Genomic DNA, 20019 nt, shown 5'->3' on the forward strand with positions numbered 1-20019 from the left:
AGTGTCCGATTTTATCATTGCGCTCCCGGAATCGAGCCGCGCAGCCGCCAGACCAGCAACATCAGGCCGAGCAATGCCATGACGGAACTGAACGAATACAGCGCCGCAGCGCCCCAATGCTGCCAGATCGGGCCGCTCGCCAGACCGCCCAGCACCCCGCCCGCCCCGTAGGTCAGACTGCCGAACAGCGCCTGCCCCCTGGACTGATGGCGCCCGCGAAAGAATTCGTGCACCAGCCCCACCGAGGCGGCATGGTAAGCGCCAAACGTCAGCGCATGCAGCACTTGCGCCAACAATAACAGCAGCACCCTGTCCACGGCCCAGCCAATCAGGAAAAATCGCAGTACCGCCGCCGCAAAACTGAGGTACAAAATGCGCACAAAGCCATACCGCCGTACCAGCGCGGGCATCAGGAAAAACACTCCGATCTCGCAGATCACGCCCAGCGCCCACAGTCCGCCCACCATGCTCTTGGCGTAGCCGTGTTCGACCAGGTAAATGGAGAAAAAGGTGTAATACGGTCCGTGCGCCACCGCCATCAGAAAGCATGCGCCAAACAAAGCCAGCACGCGCGGCTGCAACACGATTTGTTTGATCGGCTGTTGATCGGTATGGTGCGCCAGCACCTCGGTTGGCGGGATCTGGCGGGCAAAGATGAAAATGCCCACTTCGCACACCAGACCCGCCCACAACAACCAGGCGATGGCGATGTAATCGAAAGCGTAACCCAGCCCCACCACCGACACGATAAACCCGATCGAGCCCCAGGACCGCAGGCGCCCGTAATGCGCGGTGTTTTTGCCCAGCCAGCTCAAGGTGGTCGCCTCCACCAGCGGCATCGAGGCGCTCCAGAAGAAACTCATCAGCAGCAACACACTGAACAGCCCCCAGAAACGGGTGGTGGCAAATACGCCGAGATAAAACAGCGCGCTCAAACCCGCCGCCAGCACCACCACCTCGCGCCTTTTTCCCGACCGGTCCGCCAGCCAGCCCCAGACATTGGGCGCGACCATGCGCATCACGGGGTGCAGCGACATCAGGATCGCGATATCGATGGCATCGAATTGCAGGGAATGCAGATACAGGCTCCAGTAGGGCGAGAACATCCCCACGAAGGCATAGTAGAAAAAATAGAAACCGGCGATGCGCCAGTGGTAGTTGACGGGTGAGGACATGAATGAAGGCCGGCGAACGGCGCGCATTCTACACTGCGCCGGCGCACTCCCGCTTCATCCCGGTCGGGGCGGACTCAATCGCCCTCGAACTCGCACAGGGCGAACACCGTGTGTCCGCCCTGCTCCAACCGCGCCCGCCCACCGATGTCGGGCAGGTCGATCATGAACGCGCACTCGACGATCTGGCCGCCCATTTTTTCGATCAGGATGCAGGCAGCCTGCGCGGTGCCGCCGGTGGCGATGAGATCGTCCACCAGCAACACCCGCTCGCCTTTTTCGATCGCATCGGTGTGGATCTCGATGCGGTCGCTGCCGTATTCAAGTTCGTAGTCGTGACCGATGGTGGCGGCCGGCAGCTTGCCTTTCTTGCGAATGGGAACAAAACCCTTGCCCAGCACATAAGCCAGCGGGGCCGCCAGGATGAAACCGCGCGATTCGATGCCCGCGATCTTGTCGATTTTCATGTCGCGGTAGCGGCGCGCGAGTTCGTCCACGGTCAGGCGCAGGCCGACCGGGTCTTTCAGCACCGTGGTGATGTCGCGGAACAGGATGCCTGGCTTCGGGTAATGCGGGACAGTGCGGACACGTGATTTGATCGGCATATTGGTTTCCTAATCGCGTTTTTTGTAATCAACAAACTTCTGTTTGACGGCATGCATCTGTTGCGTGGTCAGCAACTGCGGCACGCCCGCCTGCAGCGTGCGCCAATAAAGCTCGCACAGAAACTCGACCTCCTGCGCCACCGCCAGCGCCTCGTCGAGATCGCTCCCCAGCGCAATCATGCCGTGGTTGCCAAGCAGACAGGCTTTGCGCCCCTGCAGTGCCTCCAGCGCATCGTCCGACAATTGCTGTTCGCCGAACACGCTGTAGGGCGCGCAGCGGATGGAATCCCCTCCGGCCAGCGCGATCATGTAATGCACGGCGGGCACCTCGCGGCGCAAACAGGCCAGGGTGGTGGCGAACGGCGAATGCATGTGCAACACCGCGCCGATCTCCGGGCGCGCCTTGAAAATGTCGCAGTGGAAACGCCATTCGCTGGAGGGCCTGCCGCCTTGCTGCACCGTGCCGTCGAGTGTCATCCGCACCATGCTCGCGGGGCTCATCTCCGCCACGGGCACCGCCGAGGGCGTGAGCAGCACCCCCTCCCTGCAACGCACCGAAGCATTGCCCGCCGTGCCGCGATTCAATCCCAGCTCGACCATGCGCCGCGAGACATCGAGCAGCGCCGCACGCAACGCCTGTTCGTCGCTCATTTCAGCACCCGCCCCGCCACCGCCTGCAATCTGGCCACCAGCGCCGGATCGCGTGCTTCGGGTGCGGTGATCAGCGCATGCTGCAACACACTGCGGCAGCCGCATGCACCCGCAGTGGCGTCGTGGCCAAGGCGCGGCACCGCCTGTTGCACCAGAGTGCGCGCCTTGTCGGCATTGCTTAGCAACACGCCGATAATCTGCTCGACCGTGACGTCATCGTGATTCGGATGCCAGCAGTCGTAGTCGGTGACCATCCCAACCGTGGCGTAACACAGCTCCGCTTCGCGCGCGAGCTTGGCCTCCGGCATATTGGTCATGCCGATCACGTCACATCCCCAGCCGCGATACAGTTCGGATTCGGCGAGACTGGAAAATTGCGGCCCTTCCATCACCAGATAGGTGCCGCCGCGCACCACCGGGATGCCGGCGGAACGGGCGGCCGCCTCCAGATGATCGCCCAGTCGATGACAGACGGGATGCGCCATCGACACGTGCGCCACCAGACCGGTGCCAAAGAAGGATTTCTCGCGTGCAAAGGTACGGTCGATGAACTGATCGACAATGACGAAGGTGCCGGGCGGCAGCCCCTCGCGCAACGAGCCGACCGCGCTGACCGAGATGACATCGCTCACCCCCGCGCGCTTGAGCGCATCGATATTGGCGCGAAAGTTGATCTCCGACGGCGGGATCCGGTGTCCGCGCCCGTGGCGCGGCAAAAAGGCCAGCTTGATGCCGTTCAGTTCACCCAGCAGCAACTCGTCCGACGGCTCGCCAAAAGCGGACTCGACCCGCTGCCAGCGTTTGTTCTCCAACCCCGCGATGTCATACACGCCGCTGCCGCCGATGATGCCGATACTTGCCTGTGCCATAGTGCAATCCCCTGCCTGAAAACGGATGTGGATTGAAACAGGAATCCCGGACCGACTCAAGCGAACCTCGGTGATGTTTCTCACAGACAGTTCAGCCAACCCCCTCTACCATGCAGCCTCCGTTACAACCATTTACCCAAAGGAGCACACCATGAAATTCAACGTTGGCAGTACGGATCGCGTGTTGCGCATCATCGCAGGTCTGGTTCTGATCGGTCTCGCCGCCAGCGGCACGGTCGGCGTGTGGGGTTATATCGGCGTCGTGCCTCTGCTCACCGGCCTCTTCAAGTTCTGCCCGGCCTATGCCCTGTTTGGCTTGAGCACCTGCCCGCTGGAAAAAAAGTAATTCGTTTCTCCCTGTTTTGCCCGACCTGGTCGGGCATTTTTTTGCCCGCGCACCAAAATACCCTATTGGCATCCGCGTTACGTGCCCCCGTGGAAAGTGCTAAATTCCGCACCCGATGACCCCACAAACCCAACACGCCGAATTGCAGATCACCGGGATGCACTGCGCATCCTGTTCTGCGCGCCTGGAGAAATCCCTCAACCAATTGCCACACGTCACCGCCGTGGTGAACATCGCCACGGAAAAGGCGAGCATCACGTTCGATGCTGCCGCCACCGATCTCGACATCCTGATCGAGACCGTGCGCAAAACCGGCTTCGATGCCCACCCGGCGCGCGACTTCGCCGCCGAGAAGGCCGCGCGCCAGGCCGTGCTGCGCCGCGAGCGCCGGCAGTTTTTCATCGCTGTGCTGCTCACCCTGCCGCTCATCGTCGAGATGCTACTGATGTTCGCCGGTATCCACGTCATGTTGCCGCTGTGGCTGCAATGGCTGCTCGCCACGCCGGTGCAGTTCTGGGCCGGTGCGCGGTTTTACCGCGGCGCCTGGAGTGCGCTGCGATCCGGCAGCAGCAACATGGATGTGCTGGTCGCGCTCGGCACCAGCGCCGCCTATTTCATGAGTTGTGCCGTGTGGCTGCTCGGGCTCGACCAGGCGGTTTATTTCGAGGCCAGCGCGACGCTCATCACCCTGGTGCTGATGGGTAAACTGCTGGAAGCGAATGCCAAGGGCAAGGCCTCCGCCGCGCTGGAAGCGCTGATCAATCTGCAACCGAAGTTGGCGCACACCGAACGCGACGGAAAATTGCTCGATGTCTCGGCCGGCTCCCTGCGCCCGGACGAAATCTTCGTGGTGCGTCCCGGTGAAAGCATGCCGGTCGATGGCATTGTGCTCGAAGGCAGTTCCAGCGTGGATGAAGCCATGCTCACCGGCGAAAGTCTGCCGCAGATGAAGCAGGCGGGCGACAAGGTCTATACCGCCACCCTCAATCAGCAAGGCTTGTTGCGCTGCCGCGCGCTGGCGGTCGGCTCGCGCACCCAGCTCGCCGCCATCATCCGTCTGGTGGAACAGGCACAAGGTTCGAAAGCCGCGATCCAGCGCCTGGCCGACCGCATCTCGGCGGTGTTCGTGCCGGCTGTGCTGGCCGTTGCCGCGCTCACCTTCATCGGCTGGTGGTGGATCGGCGGCGAATTCAGCGGGGCGCTGATCAATGCGGTGTCGGTGCTGGTGATCGCCTGCCCCTGCGCGCTGGGCCTGGCGACGCCGACGGCGGTGGTGGTCGCCACCGGACGCGCCGCGCACGCCGGCATTCTGGTCAAGGATGCCGCCGCGCTGGAGCGCGCCCACGCCCTCACGGTGCTGGCGCTGGACAAGACCGGCACCCTGACCGCAGGCAAGCCCAGCGTCACCGATGTGCTCGCCGCTCCTGGAATCGCCGGCGACGCGTTGCGCCACACCGCCGCCGCGCTGGCTCAACACTCCACTCACCCGCTGGCACGCGCCCTGCTCGACCCTCTCGGCACGGCGCAAACCGTCGAGGTCAGTGACCTGCACGAATATGCAGGGCTGGGAGTCAGCGCCCGCCTCGACGGCACCGATTGTTTGCTCGGCTCGCCCGCCTTTGCCGCGCAAAATGGCGTCACTCTCAATGACAGCGCACTGCATGCCCTGCAACAGCAGGGAAAGTCGCTGATCGTGGTGGCGCGCAACGGTACCGCACTCGGCACCTTCGCCCTTGCGGACGGCCTGCGCGAAAGCAGCCGCCGGGCCGTTTCCAAATTGCGCGGCATGGGCATCCGCGTCGTGATGTTGAGCGGCGACAATCACGCCACGGCACAGGCCATCGCCAACCAGGCCGGCATCGCCGAATTCCGTGCAGAGGTGTTGCCGCAGGACAAGGCCGCATTGATCCGGTCGCTCAAGGGTGAGCATGAAATCGTCGGCATGGTGGGCGACGGCATCAACGACGCGCCGGCACTGGCGGCGGCGGAGGTCAGCTTCGCCATGAAAAGCGGCAGCGACATCGCGCTGGAAGCCGCCGACATCACCCTGATGCACAACGATCTGATGGCGGTGGCCGATGCCATCTCGCTGTCGCGCGCCACCCTGCGCAAGATTCGCCAGAACCTGTTCTTCGCCTTTGCCTATAACGTGCTGGGCATCCCGCTGGCGGTGCTGGGCATGCTCAATCCGGTGATCGCCGGCGCGGCGATGGCGATGAGCTCGGTTTCGGTGGTCAGCAATGCCCTGCTGCTGAAACGCTGGCAGCCGAGTGAACCAAATCGCGCGGCATCCATCTGATAGCCGGATTTAATTTTTACAGGAGACAAACACCATGAATTCCAGACTCGTTCTTGCCCTGGGCATCGTCACCTTGCTGGCCGCCTGCGCCAGCGGAAAATCCGGCGACGTCTATACGCGCGACCAGGTGCGGCAGATCCAGACCTACCGCGTCGGCATCATCGAAGGCTTGCACGAAGTCCGTATCGAGGGCACTAAAACCCCCATCGGCGGCGGTGCGGGTGCCGTAGTCGGCGGCGTAGCTGGCAGTTCAGTCGGCAGAGGCAAGGGCAGCGCCGTCGCGGGTGTTCTCGGGGCCGTCGTCGGGGGCGTGGTGGGAGCGGCGGCGGAAGAAGGCTATACGCGCGAGGATGGCATCGAATTCGCCATCCAGCTTGAGGATGGCCGCCATATCTCTGTCGTACAAGCCAAATCGGTCAACGACGAGACCTTTGCCGTGGGCGACAAGGTGCGCGTGATCGACAGCGCCGGCGTGGTACGCGTCACGCATTAGCCTGAAACTCGCACGGCGATTCGTTCGCCCTTTCTCCCGCTTGCGGGGGAAAGCTGGACAGGGCGAAACGGGCATGGCAAGTTTTATCGTCTTGGGTGGCAGAATCGCCATGCCCGTTAAATAAATGCGCGGTCAAAAAAGCGATGGCGATGCCATCGCTTTTTGTTTCCCCGGCAGATCAGTCCTCCGCCGTCACGCGCACTGGAGGTTGGCTCAATTCAGTCGAGAGTCTGAAACTCTCCACGCTGCCGCCCGCAGTTCTGGGAGGCAGTACCCGGGTGGCATCAACCGCCGGTGCCGGCCTGGTCGGAGCGGTCGGTTGCAACAACCACAACCCTGCCCCGAAAATCATCGAAAGCGCAAAAACCCCCTGTGCGCCGCGATTGAAACGCATGCTGCGGCGCAATTTACCCAGCAGCATTTCCGTTTCGAGCTGGGCCTGTGTTTGTTGTAGCGCATTTCTTAATTTCGTGTTTTTTCTCATCTCACGCTGCAGGACGGACTTTTCCAGTACGTTAATTTCTGCTTGCAGCGCCGCATTCTCCTCGATGACCGTTCGTGCCGATGCCTGCGCTGCCGCCTGCGCCGCCTCGATGCGCTGGCGTGCAGCCACCACTGCCCGCGCATCGGCACGCAATGCCTCTTCTTCCGCGCGCAACGCTTGTTCTTCGGTCTCCGCTTTCAACTTTGCCATATTCAGCGCACGCAGGTTCTGCGCCTCTTTTTCGCGCAGGTTTTCCAGCAGGATTTTGTCTTCCGCCAGTTTTGCCGCCGCGATCTCCTGTGCCCGCACCTCGCGCTCAAGACAGCGATTGTTGGTCTCGATCGCCTGCAGCTCCGCCTCCATGCGCGCGGTGATCGTCTCGATGGCCTGTTGTTCTGAAATGGCGCGCTGTTGCGCGGCCTCTGCCGCTTCCGTTTCCAGAGCGGCACGTTGGGTGGCGGCGGCGGCCGCCTCTGCTTCGGCGGCGATCCGCTGTTGTGCTGCCTGCTGTTCAGCCAGTTCGGCATCCACCCTGTCCTGTTCGGCCTGGTACGCGGACAAGGCAAGCTGGATCGTGTTTTCCGCAGCGGCCAACTGGCTGTTGATGGCTTCCAGTTTCTGCTGCAGCAACTGCGCTTCCTGCTTGTCGTTCGCCGCCTGCTGCTGTGCGGCCAGATAAAGTTGCCGTTCGGATTCCGCTTTTTGCCGCGCCAATTCGCTGGCGCGCTCGGCCATCTCGCGCTGTTTGAGGGCGGCGTCAATCGCTTCCTGCTCCGCAGCCAGTTGTTGTTCGACGGCGCGCGCGGCGAACATTTCCGCCTCTGCCCTTTGCTGCGCCTGGCTGACCAGTTCCTGCTGCGCCTGGGCACGTGCAGCCGCCGCGCGTTGCGCTTGCTGCTCCGCCACCAGAAGGACACGCGCATCCTCTTCGGCCTTGCGCAACAGGCGGTTGGCCTGTTCCCGCTCTTGCGCCGCCTGCTGCTCGATCGCGGCTCTTGCGCTCAACGATTGCAGCGCCTCCTGCTCGGCCCGCAATTTGTGCTCGGCACCGACTCGCGCTGCCTGTTCCTGTTCCAGCGCCTGCCGTGCCACTTCTGCCGCACGGCATTCGGCGGCATTGCGCGCAAGCGCTTCTTCCTGGGCTTGTGCTTCGATACGCGCGCGCAATTCGATGTTTTCCGTCAACGTGCGCTCCGCTTCGGCGCGCTCCGCGGCAGCCCGCTCACCCTCCAGCTCCGCGGCGATTCTGGCTTGCGTTTCGGCCAGCGCGAGTGACTCGCTGCGCTCGCGCGCGACCATCGCCTCCTGCGCCGATCGTTCCGCTGCCAGCTTGGCGTTGACCCGCGCCACGACTTCCTTTTCCTGCTTCAGTTTTTCCGCCGCCACCCGGGTCAGGGTCGCCTCGCGGTCAGCCCGCTCCTGTGCCACCAGCGCGGCCTCATGTTCAGCTTCGGCCCGCCGGCGCTGCTCGTCGATCAATTTCTGCTCGGCGACCAGCCGTTGCGCCAACTCCTGTTGTGCCACTTGCTCGGCGTGTTGCCTGGCCAGCACCGCCTCGGCCAGCTCAGCCTCCGCTGCCAACTTCTCCTGTGCCGCCAAAGCCAAGGCACGTTCCTGCTCCAGCCGGGCACGCACTTCCTCGACGAGTTGCGCCTCGGCGCGATTGCGCAGTTCGATCTGCGCGGCAATCTCGCTCTCCCCACGGGCTTTGCCCTGTGCAATGGCGCGCGCATGCGCCTCGGCGCGGGCGCGTGCCTGAACTGCGAGTTGGGCATCGATCTCGGCCTCGACCCGGCTGCGCGATTCGAAAATGGCTTCGGATTCGGCTTGTTGCTCTTCATCGCGGGAAGATACCAGGCGGATCTTGTTGGGGGCAGGCATGTTTTACCTCGCTGTGCGTCAATGCCCAAAACGGCATGCGCCCAACTTAACAGCAGGGGAATCCAGGCATCTGCGGAATAAACGGGTGAAAGTAGCTTATTTTCAGGATTGGGCGATGCGTCGGCAGCTCCGGCCGCAATCCGGGGTGAACCGCGTTTGATCCGGACCGGCCTTACTGCGCCGTGGGTGTTGGCAAAGGGTAGTGCAGCAGCTCAAGATCGTAGACGGATTGGAGCGAATGCTCGAGCGCCGTTTGCAGCAACGCGCGCCCTTCGCCGTCCGGTGCACTACGCAACAGGGCGCGATATAAACCGCTATAAAAATAATCCGGTTCAACCCGAACCCGCATGACGACCTCGGATGCCGCTGCATGGCGCGCGATGCGATACGCCAGCACGGCCTGCGCATCGGGTGCCAGACGGGTGTCGGACAGCTCCGCCGACAAGTCCGCCGTCACCTGACGCGCAATGATCAGCTCCCGCAACGTCCCGGCAAGGGGTGTGCCGTCAACGGCGGCCTGGTAGATTTGCATCCGCACCCGAGGGGTCACATAGGTCGGGAAATGGTGTCCCGTACCCCGGTTGGTCAAAGCCAATTGCGCCGACACGCGCCCGTCACGAAGGACGGGCGGAACCGGCTCTATCGTCACCCCTTGGCGCGTCATTTCCGCATCATGGATCCCGCGCCACAGATGGCGGCGCCCGGGCATATGGCAGCTCTGGCATTGTTTTCCCTGCCGCGCATAAGGAGAGGCCAGCCACTCGGCATAGGTGTTCTCCAGCGGTTTGCCGTTCAATGCATAGCCATCCGCGCCAAACTGGTGGCAGGTGGCGCAAAAGCGCCCGTCTTCGAAGGCCGGTGCACTCACGAAGCCATTGTGTGGTCCCGAAGGCTTGCCAACAGGTGCAGGCTTGGGCGGAGGCGGACCATAACGGACATGCTGGCGCACGTGGCATGCCGCACACACCAGCCCTTGTTGGTGCAAGGCCGCGTGGTTTTTCTGTCCGCGCAATTGCTGGATGAGATCGGCTTCCTGCTCGGCCAACGGCGCATGGCAGCGCGTGCAATCACGCAGCGCGGGTACATCGGTATCAGGCACATCCACGAGCTGCCCCATCAGGCCGGGCCCCACGGCATGCGCATGCAGGCTGGTTTGCCAATCCAGCCATTGGCGCCGATGACACGTTCCGCAGGCAGCCGGTTCCAGCGAGGCCTCCAGCGCGGAGAAGGATTGAGGGGCCCGGCCTTGCGGCGCAATGGGCTGCGCCCAATGACGGCGCAGAAAATCCGCCGTCTCATCCGCCAGCACCGGCCAGGCCATGCCGGACAACATCCCCATCAGGATCAGCAGCGGCACACGCCGATTTTTATATTGTCGTATGGTGTGCGGTTTCATCGGCTAATGTAGTGTTGTGTACGATCGGGTACTTATGCCAAGGTGTGGAAAGCACTTGTGGGTCGGGTTACCTCGCAGGGGTTCGCGCACCCTTTGGGTGAAACCCGAGCCCTTTGTGGGTCGGACTTCAGTCCGACATGCCGGGTGAAACCCGACCCACAACACCGTTTTCGCTGCACGTATAAGTGCCGGTTAACTTGCACCACTACGCCAGAATCCTGAAACACCGCGCCTTCAAAGTCAATCTCCTTTTTTCCTCCAACTGTTTATCGAGAAGACCGCATAACGGGCGCGTTAAGAAATACGTTTTTCGGGGGCACAGGCAAAACGTATCAAACGCGCCTGGTTGACCCCGTATAATCCGCCCCCCTTTTTCATTCTCTCCATCCCAGCATGTTAGAAGTCATGGTATTGGCCGTCGCCCTCAGCATGGACGCCTTCGCTGTCGCCATCGGTCTGGGCTCAAAAGGCAACACCAAAGGCCTGGGCCTGAAGGCCGGGCTCTATTTCGGCGCATTCCAGGCATTGATGCCCTTCATCGGCTATCTCGGTGGCCGTGGCGTGCTGAGTTGGGTGGAAGCTTATTCGCACTGGATCGCCTTCGGCCTGCTGGCGCTGATCGGCGGCAAGATGGTCCACGAAGGATTGAGCGACGACATCGAGGAGGACATCGAAGCCCTCACCCACAAGACCCTGCTGCTGCTCGCCATCGCCACCAGCATTGACGCCATGGCTGCCGGCTTTAGCCTGAACCTGCTGGACATCAATATCTATCTGGCCTGCCTCATCATCGGCGTGACGACCTTTGCTTTCAGTTGGCTCGGCGTGCGCATCGGGGAGAAGAGCGGCACCTGGCTGGAGAGCAAGGCAGAGGTGTTCGGCGGGGTGGTGTTGATTTTGATCGGGGTGAAGATGCTGGTGATGTGACCTCGGGCAGTGCACCCAAAAAATGATTGACTTAAGGGAGCGCTGATTTATGCGTCATACCGGGGGAAGCCAAATAAATCAGCACATCCTCAACCGAAACCCACGTCAACTTCTCGGCCTTGGGAGACGACCGACCACATTCGCACCCACAACAGCAACCGGGCAGATTCCCGCCATTAGAGTCACTTCGCTCAATCCTTCGCCACCACCGTGTCATATAGCCCATAGTGCCTTAAGCCCTCATGGCTCTCGATTCCCGTATAGCGTAGCGACGCATCCTCATAACGCCGGAAAGCGAACACGGCTTGATTCATCTGCTCGGTGTTGAATACTTTCAGACGGACGAGCAGATGAAAGTCCTGCACCGTCAGGCCGGTGACGGCGAGGAACAGTTCCGGTTCGAGCTTGGTGATCACGTCCTGCAAGGTGTTCTCGCGGAAGTCGGTGAGGTACATGAACGCCGGGATGCGAGTGGCGAACTTGATCAGTTTTTCCTGCACCAGCTTGCGCTTGGATTTGTATTCCTTCTCCTCCTCGGTGAGTTGCTTCTTCTGCTTCTCCGTCAACTCCTTGTTCTTCGCCTTGTTCTTGAGTTCCTTGACCTTCTCGCTCTTGTTGATGATGGTCTCGATGATGTTGTCGCCCAGTGCGCGCCAACCCTCGATGCGCTCAACGGCCGCCATTGCGTCGGCGTTGTCCATGATGCGCCGCAGCGTGTCGTTATCTACATTCACCAGTAGCGCGCTCTCCCACTTGCGCGCCAGCAGCGTGGCCGAGGTGCCCGCCATCGCAATGTCGAGAATGCCGCCGGCGTCGATCTGTGTCATGTTCGCGCCGTCATACGCCAGCACGGGCAGGAATGACACCAGCTCCTTGACCGCATTTTCCGGGTTCGATTCATTGGGCGACAGGCCGATGCCGTACTCCGACAGTTGCCGCAAGGCGCGTGTGGGCGCGAAGTCGAACACGAAGCAGACGGGCTTGAGGATTTCCTCCTCGCTCGGGTTATCGCCGTTGGGGTTCTTGATCGACCACGGCGACTGCACGCGGAACGCCGCCTGAAAATACGTCTCGGGCGACTTGAGATTGCGCAACATCAGGATGGACGACCACTGCGCCACGGTGACGCCGGTGGTGAGCTTGCCGCACGACAGCGTGATGGTCTTGGTCTCGAAGCCGCTGCCGATGGCATGGCGCACGGGCGGCAGTGCCTCTAGCCCGATGCCCGCCGAGGCGCCTGCCGCAACCAACACATCGTAGTCCCGCCAAAACACATTGTGCTTCTCGGCCAGCAGGTTCGCCATCGCATGGCAAGCCGCGACGTTGGGCAGGAACCAGAACGAGTGTTGCAGGTAAGGCAGCAGGCGCACATCGGAATACGGAAACGGCGGCCGCGTGCCCGTTTTCAGGTGCTCGACCGATTTCTGCGCGTAACCACCACGGATGATGTCCAGCCACTTCTGCACATCGCTCTTGTGTTTGAACTTCGCCGCCTTGCCCGTACCCGATGCCTCGAAGAACGCATTGAGATCGAACTCGTCAAACTCGCCGCCGCTGGCAATGGCCAGCAGCTCATCCGGCATCTGATAGGTCAGCAAGCGCATCTGCGGCAACGCCGCATAGGGGTTGCGCTGGCCCGGATGCGTCGCGGCGAACGCCTCCTTGGCGCGCTGCTCGTCGGTGTAGGTCCAGTTGAAAATCTGTTCCTCGATGAATTCACCCGTCGCCAGCGCCTTGAACGGCGTGCCGGAGAGATACAGATAAGCTTTCGTGGTGATGGGCAGGAACTCGGTTTCCTGCTCCGAAAGCACGGTGAAGTCTTCGTTCATGTCTTCCAGCCCGGCGGCATATTCGAGTTTGGCCTCCTTCTTCGCGACGGACTCCTCTTCACCCTCGAACAGTTCCTTGGCGGTGTCGCGCCACGCCCCGAAGTGATATTCGTCGAACACCACCAAATCCCAATTCACCGTGTGCAGCCACTCGTTCTTGGGCTTGATGTTGCCCACCGCATCGCGGCCGAGCAAGTCCTGAAAGGAGCCGAAATAGACGACGGGTTTTTTGCGGTCAATCTGCGTCGGATCGCTGCCAGACGAACGCGAGAGGTATTGCCAGCCGTTGAAGTCCACATGGTTTTCCAGGTCGGTCTGCCAGGCATCTTCCACCGCCGGTTTGAAGGTGAGCACCAGTACCCGCTTCGCGCCGAGCTTCTTGGCCAACTGATAGGCGGTGAAGGTCTTGCCGAAGCGCATCTTCGCGTTCCACAGAAAACGCGGCGCAGCATTTTTCTGCTCGGCCCAGATTGACTGGTAGTAGTCAAAGGTCTTGTCCACCGCTTCGGCCTGTTCGCGACGCATCGGGAAGGTTTCGTGGTGCGTGCCCGTGAAGCACTGGCCGGTGCGCAGTTCGATGAGTGCAGTTTTCACGTCCTTGAGCGAACAGCGCATCCACTCCAGCTCGACGTTCTCGAAGCCCTTCCTGACCAGCGCCGCGCGCACCTCGTGATCGCTGAACAGGGTGCCGTCGTCGCGCGCGGCGGATTCATCCAGCTCGATTTTGTAGTTCTTGATGGCGGCGGTCTTTACCTGCTCCGCGATGCGCTGCTTCACGTCGCGCGTGGTCTGCCCCACCTTGAGCAGACCCTCGTGCGCCTTGTCGGCGATCGAGTAGGCGTAGATGCGCGGCCTGGCTTCGGGCTTGGGCGCGAGGATTTCTTCGATAGAGGGCTTACTCATGGCAATTTTTCGCTGACTTTCCAATGGCCAACCTTGTCGGAGCCAACACGGATGAGCCTGCCTTGTTCGCGGAGCGTCTTGAGATGGCGTTCCACGGTCCTCGTTGTCTTGTTCAACAGGGTCGCCAACTCCCGGGCAGACAACTGGGGCTGCCGCAGCAACAATTCCAAAATCTTGTCGCTTACACCGACATTTACACCGACATTTACACCGACATTTACACCGACGTCGGCCACCGTCTCTGTGGCCACATCGATAAATTTGTAAAGCGAATTGGCGATGGCGTCGAGCATAAAGTCGATGAACGGGCGGCAATCCACCGCGCCGGCATGGGAATCCTGCAAGGCCTGGTAATACAGCGCCTGATTGTGATGCACCAGCGTTTCGATCGGCATCCAGGCGAACAACGGATTCCACCGGGAAAGAATCAGCGTCTGCCACAAGCGCCCGACTCTTCCGTTGCCATCTCGAAAAGGATGGATGTATTCCAACCGGTAGTGAACCGCAGAGCTCTTGATGAGTGGATGCGCCGCGCTGGACTTCCCCCAATCCAGCAACTGCGCGACAAGGTCGGGCACTTGTGCCGATCGCGCGCCGCGATGCAACAGCGCGCCATCGCTGCCCACCACCGCCACACCGCCCGAACGGAACTGGCCCGATTCGCCGATCAGCGACTCCGTCAGGTGCGCGTGCGCCCGCAACAAGTCGCTCACCGACCACGGGTCAAAGCCAGGCATCTCGTTGTAGGCATGCCACGCGTTCTGCACTTCTTTGATGTCCTTGGGCGGCCCCCACACCGGCTTGCCGTTGATGACATCGGTGACTTGGCTCAAGGTGAGCTGGTTGCCCTCGATGGCGGTGGAGGCGTGTACCGAGAGAATGCGGTTGAGCTTGCGCAGATGCAGCACATCCCCCGACTGTTCCTCGCTGATCTTGACGCGCTCCAGCAAGGCGTGAATGGCGCCGATTTTTTCGTGCCACCGGGGGTCTTCCGTATAAAAATTCTCAAGCGGTGTCACGGGTTTCCCCTTTGGGTTCGCCAACTTGCTCCGCGACGCGCTGCTTCACGTCGCGCGTGGTCTGCCCCACCTTGAGCAGCCCCTTGTGAGCCGCGTCGGCGATCGAGTAGGCGTAGATACGCGGCCGGGCTTCCGGCTTGGGGGCGAGGATTTCCTCGATGGTCTTACTCATCGTCGAGTTCCATGGGTCTAATCAACCTCTCGATATGGGCAACCTCGTCATCCGTCAGCCCATACTTTTCGAACAGCCTCTGATCAGTCCACGGCCTTGAGAAGTCCTGAATCGGCACGAATTGGTAGGCCGAGCGCGCAAGATCCTGTGCGGATGACCGCACGGCGATGAGATACCGAAAGAGTCTCGTAACAACATACGAAAAGCAGTTTCGCGCCTCTTTCTCTGTATCGAATGCGCCGAGGAGTATGTATGTCTCCGTGACCACAGATCCTGGCGAAATGACACCCGACAGCGAGAGCACTCGCCGCTGCCCGTTCTTGTCAACTTGACCGGCGTGCTCCGACGATGACTTGGAGGTGAATACCTTCCATTTGTCGATCAAATCTTCGCCAGTCGTTATTTCTGCGCGAGATGTCCATGCTCGTCCTCCGCTCTGAAGAACGAGGATGTCATGTTTTGACGATTTCTTTTCCACGCCCCTGAAAAATGTGCGCAGTCCAAATGGCTTTTGCGAACTAACCTGTCGATCGAAGCGCTTGCTATCAGGCAGCGCGAGCGAATAATTCTGCTGTGCTGTGCTGTGCTGTGCGTCGCGGCGCTCTATCTCAACAATCTTCTTCAGAATCGGCAGCGCGCGATTGCTGCGAATGAAGACTTCCGCACCTTTTTCAAGAAGCGGTCGCACAGACTCTGACGGCTCCATGCCATGCTCAAATTCGACTACGCGGCATTCTCCAGGATTCTCCCTGTCCCAAATGAAGTAGCAAATGCCACCTGCGACATCGACACTGGGGAACACTTGGCGACTATCTGGATAGTCAACAAGCTTACGAATCCTCCTGTCGTTGAGCATCGTATTGCGGAAGTCATCCAAGCCGCGACCGCCGAAAAGCCATCGAGATGGAATAACCATCGTAAGAAAACGCGGTTCCAATGCCTTCGCTTGTTCAACGAACTTTTGGTAAATCGGCATGGCGCTCGCACCAAAGCCGCCATCGTCCAACTGATATGGCGGATTTCCAATGATGACATCGAACTGCATATTGCCTCCAAACAACTCGGCGGCCCGAGTCGTAATGTTGTCAGTGTGAATGAACGCGTAAGCGTGAGTTTCCAGCGATTCGCCGCGATCGAGCGCCGCCTGGCTGGCGCCACAAAAAGTGCATTTGCCATTGGCCCAGGTGTGCTCGATTCGCTCGAACCAGATATTGCCCGCCTCACTATCAAAGCCCTTGGCAATGGAGTGCTGCCCATTGGCGTGTTTCGAGCAATACACGCTGCGCCGCGCCAGCAGGCTGGTGAGATTCGTGATGCCGATGCCGAACACCTGCTTGGTCAAAATGTGATGGACCCGTTTTTCAAGGTTCGGCATTTCGTCTGTGAGCCCCTTGGTGAGGCGGCTGGTGATTTCCCGCAGGAACACGCCCGACTTGGTGCACGGGTCGAGGAACTTCACCGTCTTGTCCGCCCAGAGGTTCGCCCCGTTGTGGCTGGCCGCCCACGCTTCCGCAAGCGTATCCAGCATCCGGTTGGCGAACTCCGGCGGGGTGAACACTTCGTCGTTGGAAAGGTTCGCGATGCAGGTGAGCACATCCGGGTTGCGGCCGCGCAGGGTGAAGCTGACTTGATTCATGATTCGCCGCCTGAATGTTGGGGGGTTGTGTGCTTTTGTCCCCTCTCCCCAACCCCTCTCCCGCAAGGGGAGAGGGGCTTGGAGGCGGCATCTTCTCGCCCGCAAGGGGAGAGGGGCTTTGAAGCGGCATCTCCACCCTCACTTGGGGAGAGGGGCTTGGAGGCAGCATCGCGCGCGAGGTGAGTGGGCTTTGAGTCTCCCCTCTCCCCTTGCGGGAGAGGGGTTGGGGGAGAGGGGGGATTGGTCACTGCATTCATAACGGTTGCCAACACGCCATCCAAATTGCCCATGATCTCGTTATTCCAGAAACGCATTACCGTGAATCCCTGTTTGCGCAACCAGTTGTCGCGTTGTTCATCATGAGGCGCACCGTTATGTTGTCCGCCATCTGCCTCCACGATCAGGCGTGCGCCAAAGTGCACAAAATCTACCACATAGGGGCCTATGGGTTGCTGGCGCCTGAATTTTTCGCCATTCAATCGGTGTGCACGCAGTTGTCGCCACAACTTTTTTTCGCTTTCTGTCATGTGGCTGCGCAAGTGTCTGGCGAATTCTCGTTGCTCCATCACCCCTCTCCCCAACCCTCTCCCGCAAGGGGAGAGGGGGCGTTGCTTGGGCAGGCATCGCCCGTCAGCTCGCGCTCGATCTGTTCGATGCTGGGCAGGCTGGTTTGAAGTTCGGCAGGCAGGGATTCGAGTAATTTGTATTCGGCAACGCCCAAGGGTTGAGCATTGGTGCGCAAGGCATATTCCGCAACTACTTTGTTCTTGCTGCGACACAGCAGTAGGCCAATCGTAGGATTGTCTTGTGGGTGCTTTACTTGCTCATCCACGGCCGTAAGGTAAAAGCTCAACTGTCCCAGGTGCTCGGGCTTGAACTTGCCGCCCTTGAGTTCGATCACCACATAGCAGCGCAGCTTGAGGTGGTAGAACAGCAGGTCGATGAAGAACTCGTCACCCCCGACGTCCAGCAATACCTGCCGCCCGACGAACGCAAAACCCGCGCCCAGTTCTAGCAGGAACTCGGTGACATGCTTCACCAAGGCACTTTCAATTTCGCGCTCGCCTGCCTCATGCCCCAGCCCGAGAAAATCAAGGCGATAGGGATCTTTTAATGACTCCCTTGCCAGATCGGATTGCGGTTTTGGCAAGCTGGTCTCGAAATTTGTGATCGCCTGTCCAGTGCGTTCCAGCAGACGGGTTTCAATATGGATGTCCAGCATGTTGCGCGACCAGCCGTGCACAATGGCGCTCTGGGCGTAAGCCAGCCGCTGTTGTGCATCTTTGAGACGGGTGAGCAGCACCAGATTGTGTCCCCAGGGCAATTGTCCAACAGCCTGTTGGACAATTTCGGCATCCGGCCACGCCTCGGCAAAAGCGCGCATGTACATCAGGTTGGCGCGGGAAAACCCTTTCATTTCCGGAAAAGCACTGCGCAGGTCCTGCGCCAGCCGCTCGATCACCTTGGCCCCCCAGCCTTGCTCGGCTTGCCGCGCCAGAATGTCGCGCCCGATCTGCCAGTAGAGCAGCACCAGCTCGCGGTTGACCGCCAGCGTGGCGCGCTGTTGGGCGCTGTGGATGCGGGCTTTCAGGTCGGCCAGCCAGTCGGCATAACCTTCGGGCGGCGCGGTCAGGCGCACTGGCTTGTCGCTCATGTTCTCGTTTCCTCCGCCTGATTCACCATTGCGGCATATCCGCCACAATTAGCCGCCAGCTCGCTCACCGTCATCGATGGGTAGGTCTTGGTCGGCAAGAATATCTCGTGCTTGCCGAGATGAGCGAAGAGATCGCCCTCCGCGCTGAAGGCCGACGAACCGGTGAGCACGTCGAAACGGAAGTCGCGCCGTTGGAACTTGCCTTTGCCGAGGTAGCCCCATTCAGCAAAAGAGATCGGCTCACCACTACTTTCGCGCATGGTCAGAGCGTCACCATGAACCAGATTCTGCGATAACACATAGAATGCGGCGCGGTAGAAATCATCCGACTCGTCGATGTTGAGATACCCCGTGAAGATTTCCAGCATGTTCTCGCGGCACTCTTTTATGTTGTCTGCCAGCAGCTCGATCCCATAGATGCACATCAGAGCCAAGAGCGCGTAGTGCTGCTTTTCGAAATCGGATTTCCCGAACTTGTGCTCGACGGCCGCAAGCTTGCGCTGCAAGACCTTCACAATGAAGTTGCCGCTGCCACAGGCCGGCTCCAGAAAGCGGGAGTCAATGCGCTCCGACTCTTCCTTCACCAGATCGAGCATGGCATCGACCATCCACGCGGGCGTGAATACCTCGCCGTGGTCGGCGACGCGTTGGCGAGATTTGATCAGGCTCATAGTCAAAAGGCTTCGCTGCAATCGTGTGTGTTGCGGCATTGTACCGAATCACTCACTTGGATTGCCCTTGTTGCGTCCCGATGCTGGATGGAAACCTGTTTGAGGATAGATCAACGGCTGCTAATGGCCCCTATCGGCAGCATGAAAAAAATCTGCGACCGATGAGCTAACACTCAACCCTATCACTGCGATTGGCTCTGCAAATGCCGGAAACAGAAGTCAGTTACTTCAACCCCAACACATCCTGCATGTCGTACAGGCCCGCCCCGTTCGCATGCAGGAAGCGTGCGGCACGCAGCGCGCCGAGCGCAAAGGTGGCGCGGCTGCTGGCCTTGTGGGTGATCTCGATGCGTTCGCCGGTGCCCGCATAAAGCACGGTGTGGTCGCCGACGATGTCGCCGCCGCGCACGGTGGCGAAGCCGATGGTGTAAGGGTCGCGCTCACCGGTGACGCCTTCGCGGCCATACACGGCGCATTTTTCCAGATCGCGCCCCAGCGTGCGTGCGATGACTTCGCCCATGCCGAGTGCGGTACCGGAAGGCGCATCTACCTTGTGGCGGTGGTGCGCTTCGATGATCTCGATGTCGTAGCCTTTGTCGAGCACGCGCGAAGCGGTCTCCAGCAATTTGAAGACGAGGTTCACACCCACACTCATATTGGGCGCGAACACGATGCCGATGTCCTGCGCCGCCGCGCCGAGTCTGGTTTTTTGCCGTGCATCCAGTCCCGTCGTGCCGACCACCATGTTGACCTTGAGTTTGCGGCAGAGCTCCAGATGGCGCAGCGTCCCTTCAGGGCGGGTGAAATCGATCAGCACGTCCGCCCCCGACAAGGCCGCTTCGATGTCGTCCGTGATCTTGACGCCTGCGGCGACGGTGTTGCCGAGCAGCGGGCTCCCCGCGTGTTCCAGCGCGCCATGCAGCACCAGATCGTCCGCCTGCGCCACACATTCCAGCAGGGTTTTGCCCATGCGCCCGCCGCAGCCGGCGATGACAGTTCTGATTCCGGACAT

18 protein-coding genes are annotated in these 20019 nt (G+C 60.7%); 4 read left to right on the forward strand and 14 right to left on the reverse strand.

Features of this window, described 5'->3' with window-relative positions:
- Positions 1–14 precede the first annotated feature (14 nt).
- The 4 genes from ACKTSJ_RS04110 to ACKTSJ_RS04125 form a co-directional block, all read right to left on the reverse strand.
- A complete protein-coding gene (locus ACKTSJ_RS04110; RefSeq protein WP_407897671.1) occupies positions 15–1175 on the reverse strand; it encodes an MFS transporter in 1161 nt (386 codons plus the stop codon).
- A gap of 74 nt (positions 1176–1249) precedes the next feature.
- A complete protein-coding gene (locus tag ACKTSJ_RS04115; protein WP_407897673.1) occupies positions 1250–1777 on the reverse strand; it encodes an adenine phosphoribosyltransferase in 528 nt (175 codons plus the stop codon).
- Between the two features lie 9 nt (positions 1778–1786).
- A complete protein-coding gene (locus ACKTSJ_RS04120) occupies positions 1787–2428 on the reverse strand; it encodes a class II aldolase/adducin family protein (protein ID WP_407897675.1) in 642 nt (213 codons plus the stop codon).
- The gene (locus ACKTSJ_RS04125) at positions 2425–3297 is read right to left on the reverse strand and encodes an S-methyl-5'-thioadenosine phosphorylase (protein ID WP_407897676.1); all 873 of its coding nucleotides are present in this window, start codon (positions 3295–3297) and stop codon (positions 2425–2427) included. Before ACKTSJ_RS04125 ends, ACKTSJ_RS04120 begins: the two co-directional genes overlap by 4 nt.
- 151 nt (positions 3298–3448) lie before the next feature.
- Here ACKTSJ_RS04125 and ACKTSJ_RS04130 point away from each other — a divergent pair, with 151 nt between their 5' ends.
- From ACKTSJ_RS04130 to ACKTSJ_RS04140, 3 genes are all read left to right on the forward strand, one after another.
- Positions 3449–3643 carry a DUF2892 domain-containing protein gene (locus tag ACKTSJ_RS04130; RefSeq protein WP_407897678.1) on the forward strand — a complete coding sequence of 65 codons (195 nt, stop codon included), beginning with the start codon at positions 3449–3451 and terminating at the stop codon, positions 3641–3643.
- A gap of 115 nt (positions 3644–3758) precedes the next feature.
- Positions 3759–5942, forward strand: coding sequence for a heavy metal translocating P-type ATPase (locus ACKTSJ_RS04135; RefSeq protein ID WP_407897680.1), 2184 nt, complete (start codon positions 3759–3761; stop codon positions 5940–5942).
- Positions 5943–5976: 34 nt separating this feature from the next.
- Positions 5977–6435, forward strand: coding sequence for a glycine zipper 2TM domain-containing protein (locus ACKTSJ_RS04140; protein WP_407897682.1), 459 nt, complete (start codon positions 5977–5979; stop codon positions 6433–6435).
- A gap of 178 nt (positions 6436–6613) precedes the next feature.
- Here ACKTSJ_RS04140 and ACKTSJ_RS04145 read toward each other — a convergent pair whose 3' ends face one another.
- Together ACKTSJ_RS04145 and ACKTSJ_RS04150 are read right to left on the reverse strand one after the other, a co-directional pair.
- The gene (locus ACKTSJ_RS04145; RefSeq protein ID WP_407897684.1) at positions 6614–8800 is read right to left on the reverse strand and encodes a hypothetical protein; all 2187 of its coding nucleotides are present in this window, start codon (positions 8798–8800) and stop codon (positions 6614–6616) included.
- Between the two features lie 172 nt (positions 8801–8972).
- Complete coding sequence (locus tag ACKTSJ_RS04150) at positions 8973–10157, reverse strand: multiheme c-type cytochrome (protein ID WP_407897686.1); 1185 nt, start codon at positions 10155–10157, stop codon at positions 8973–8975.
- A gap of 432 nt (positions 10158–10589) precedes the next feature.
- Here ACKTSJ_RS04150 and ACKTSJ_RS04155 point away from each other — a divergent pair, with 432 nt between their 5' ends.
- The gene (locus tag ACKTSJ_RS04155; RefSeq protein WP_407897688.1) at positions 10590–11123 is read left to right on the forward strand and encodes a manganese efflux pump MntP family protein; all 534 of its coding nucleotides are present in this window, start codon (positions 10590–10592) and stop codon (positions 11121–11123) included.
- 191 nt (positions 11124–11314) lie between these two features.
- Here ACKTSJ_RS04155 and ACKTSJ_RS04160 read toward each other — a convergent pair whose 3' ends face one another.
- From ACKTSJ_RS04160 to dapB, 8 genes are all read right to left on the reverse strand, one after another.
- Positions 11315–13855: a DEAD/DEAH box helicase family protein gene (locus ACKTSJ_RS04160; protein WP_407897689.1), complete on the reverse strand. Its 2541-nt coding sequence runs from the start codon at positions 13853–13855 to the stop codon at positions 11315–11317.
- Positions 13852–14874, reverse strand: a complete 1023-nt coding sequence (locus ACKTSJ_RS04165; protein ID WP_407897691.1) for a Fic family protein — start codon at positions 14872–14874, stop codon at positions 13852–13854. The genes ACKTSJ_RS04160 and ACKTSJ_RS04165 overlap by 4 nt, the downstream gene beginning before the upstream one ends.
- Complete coding sequence (locus ACKTSJ_RS04170; protein ID WP_407897693.1) at positions 14861–15046, reverse strand: GIY-YIG nuclease family protein; 186 nt, start codon at positions 15044–15046, stop codon at positions 14861–14863. Before ACKTSJ_RS04170 ends, ACKTSJ_RS04165 begins: the two co-directional genes overlap by 14 nt.
- A complete protein-coding gene (locus ACKTSJ_RS04175) occupies positions 15039–16682 on the reverse strand; it encodes an Eco57I restriction-modification methylase domain-containing protein (protein ID WP_407897695.1) in 1644 nt (547 codons plus the stop codon). Before ACKTSJ_RS04175 ends, ACKTSJ_RS04170 begins: the two co-directional genes overlap by 8 nt.
- Complete coding sequence (locus ACKTSJ_RS04180) at positions 16679–17248, reverse strand: endonuclease domain-containing protein (RefSeq protein ID WP_407897697.1); 570 nt, start codon at positions 17246–17248, stop codon at positions 16679–16681. The genes ACKTSJ_RS04175 and ACKTSJ_RS04180 overlap by 4 nt, the downstream gene beginning before the upstream one ends.
- Entirely contained in the window at positions 17248–18336 is a 1089-nt protein-coding gene (locus tag ACKTSJ_RS04185; RefSeq protein ID WP_407897698.1) for a YhcG family protein, read from the reverse strand. Before ACKTSJ_RS04185 ends, ACKTSJ_RS04180 begins: the two co-directional genes overlap by 1 nt.
- The gene (locus tag ACKTSJ_RS04190) at positions 18333–19007 is read right to left on the reverse strand and encodes an N-6 DNA methylase (protein ID WP_407897700.1); all 675 of its coding nucleotides are present in this window, start codon (positions 19005–19007) and stop codon (positions 18333–18335) included. Before ACKTSJ_RS04190 ends, ACKTSJ_RS04185 begins: the two co-directional genes overlap by 4 nt.
- Before the next feature lie 223 nt (positions 19008–19230).
- Positions 19231–20019, reverse strand: a complete 789-nt coding sequence (gene dapB, locus ACKTSJ_RS04195; RefSeq protein ID WP_407897702.1) for a 4-hydroxy-tetrahydrodipicolinate reductase — start codon at positions 20017–20019, stop codon at positions 19231–19233.

Origin of the sequence: Ferrigenium sp. UT5, assembly GCF_045866295.1 — a bacterium.
Taxonomy (GTDB): Bacteria; Pseudomonadota; Gammaproteobacteria; order Burkholderiales; family Gallionellaceae; genus Sideroxyarcus.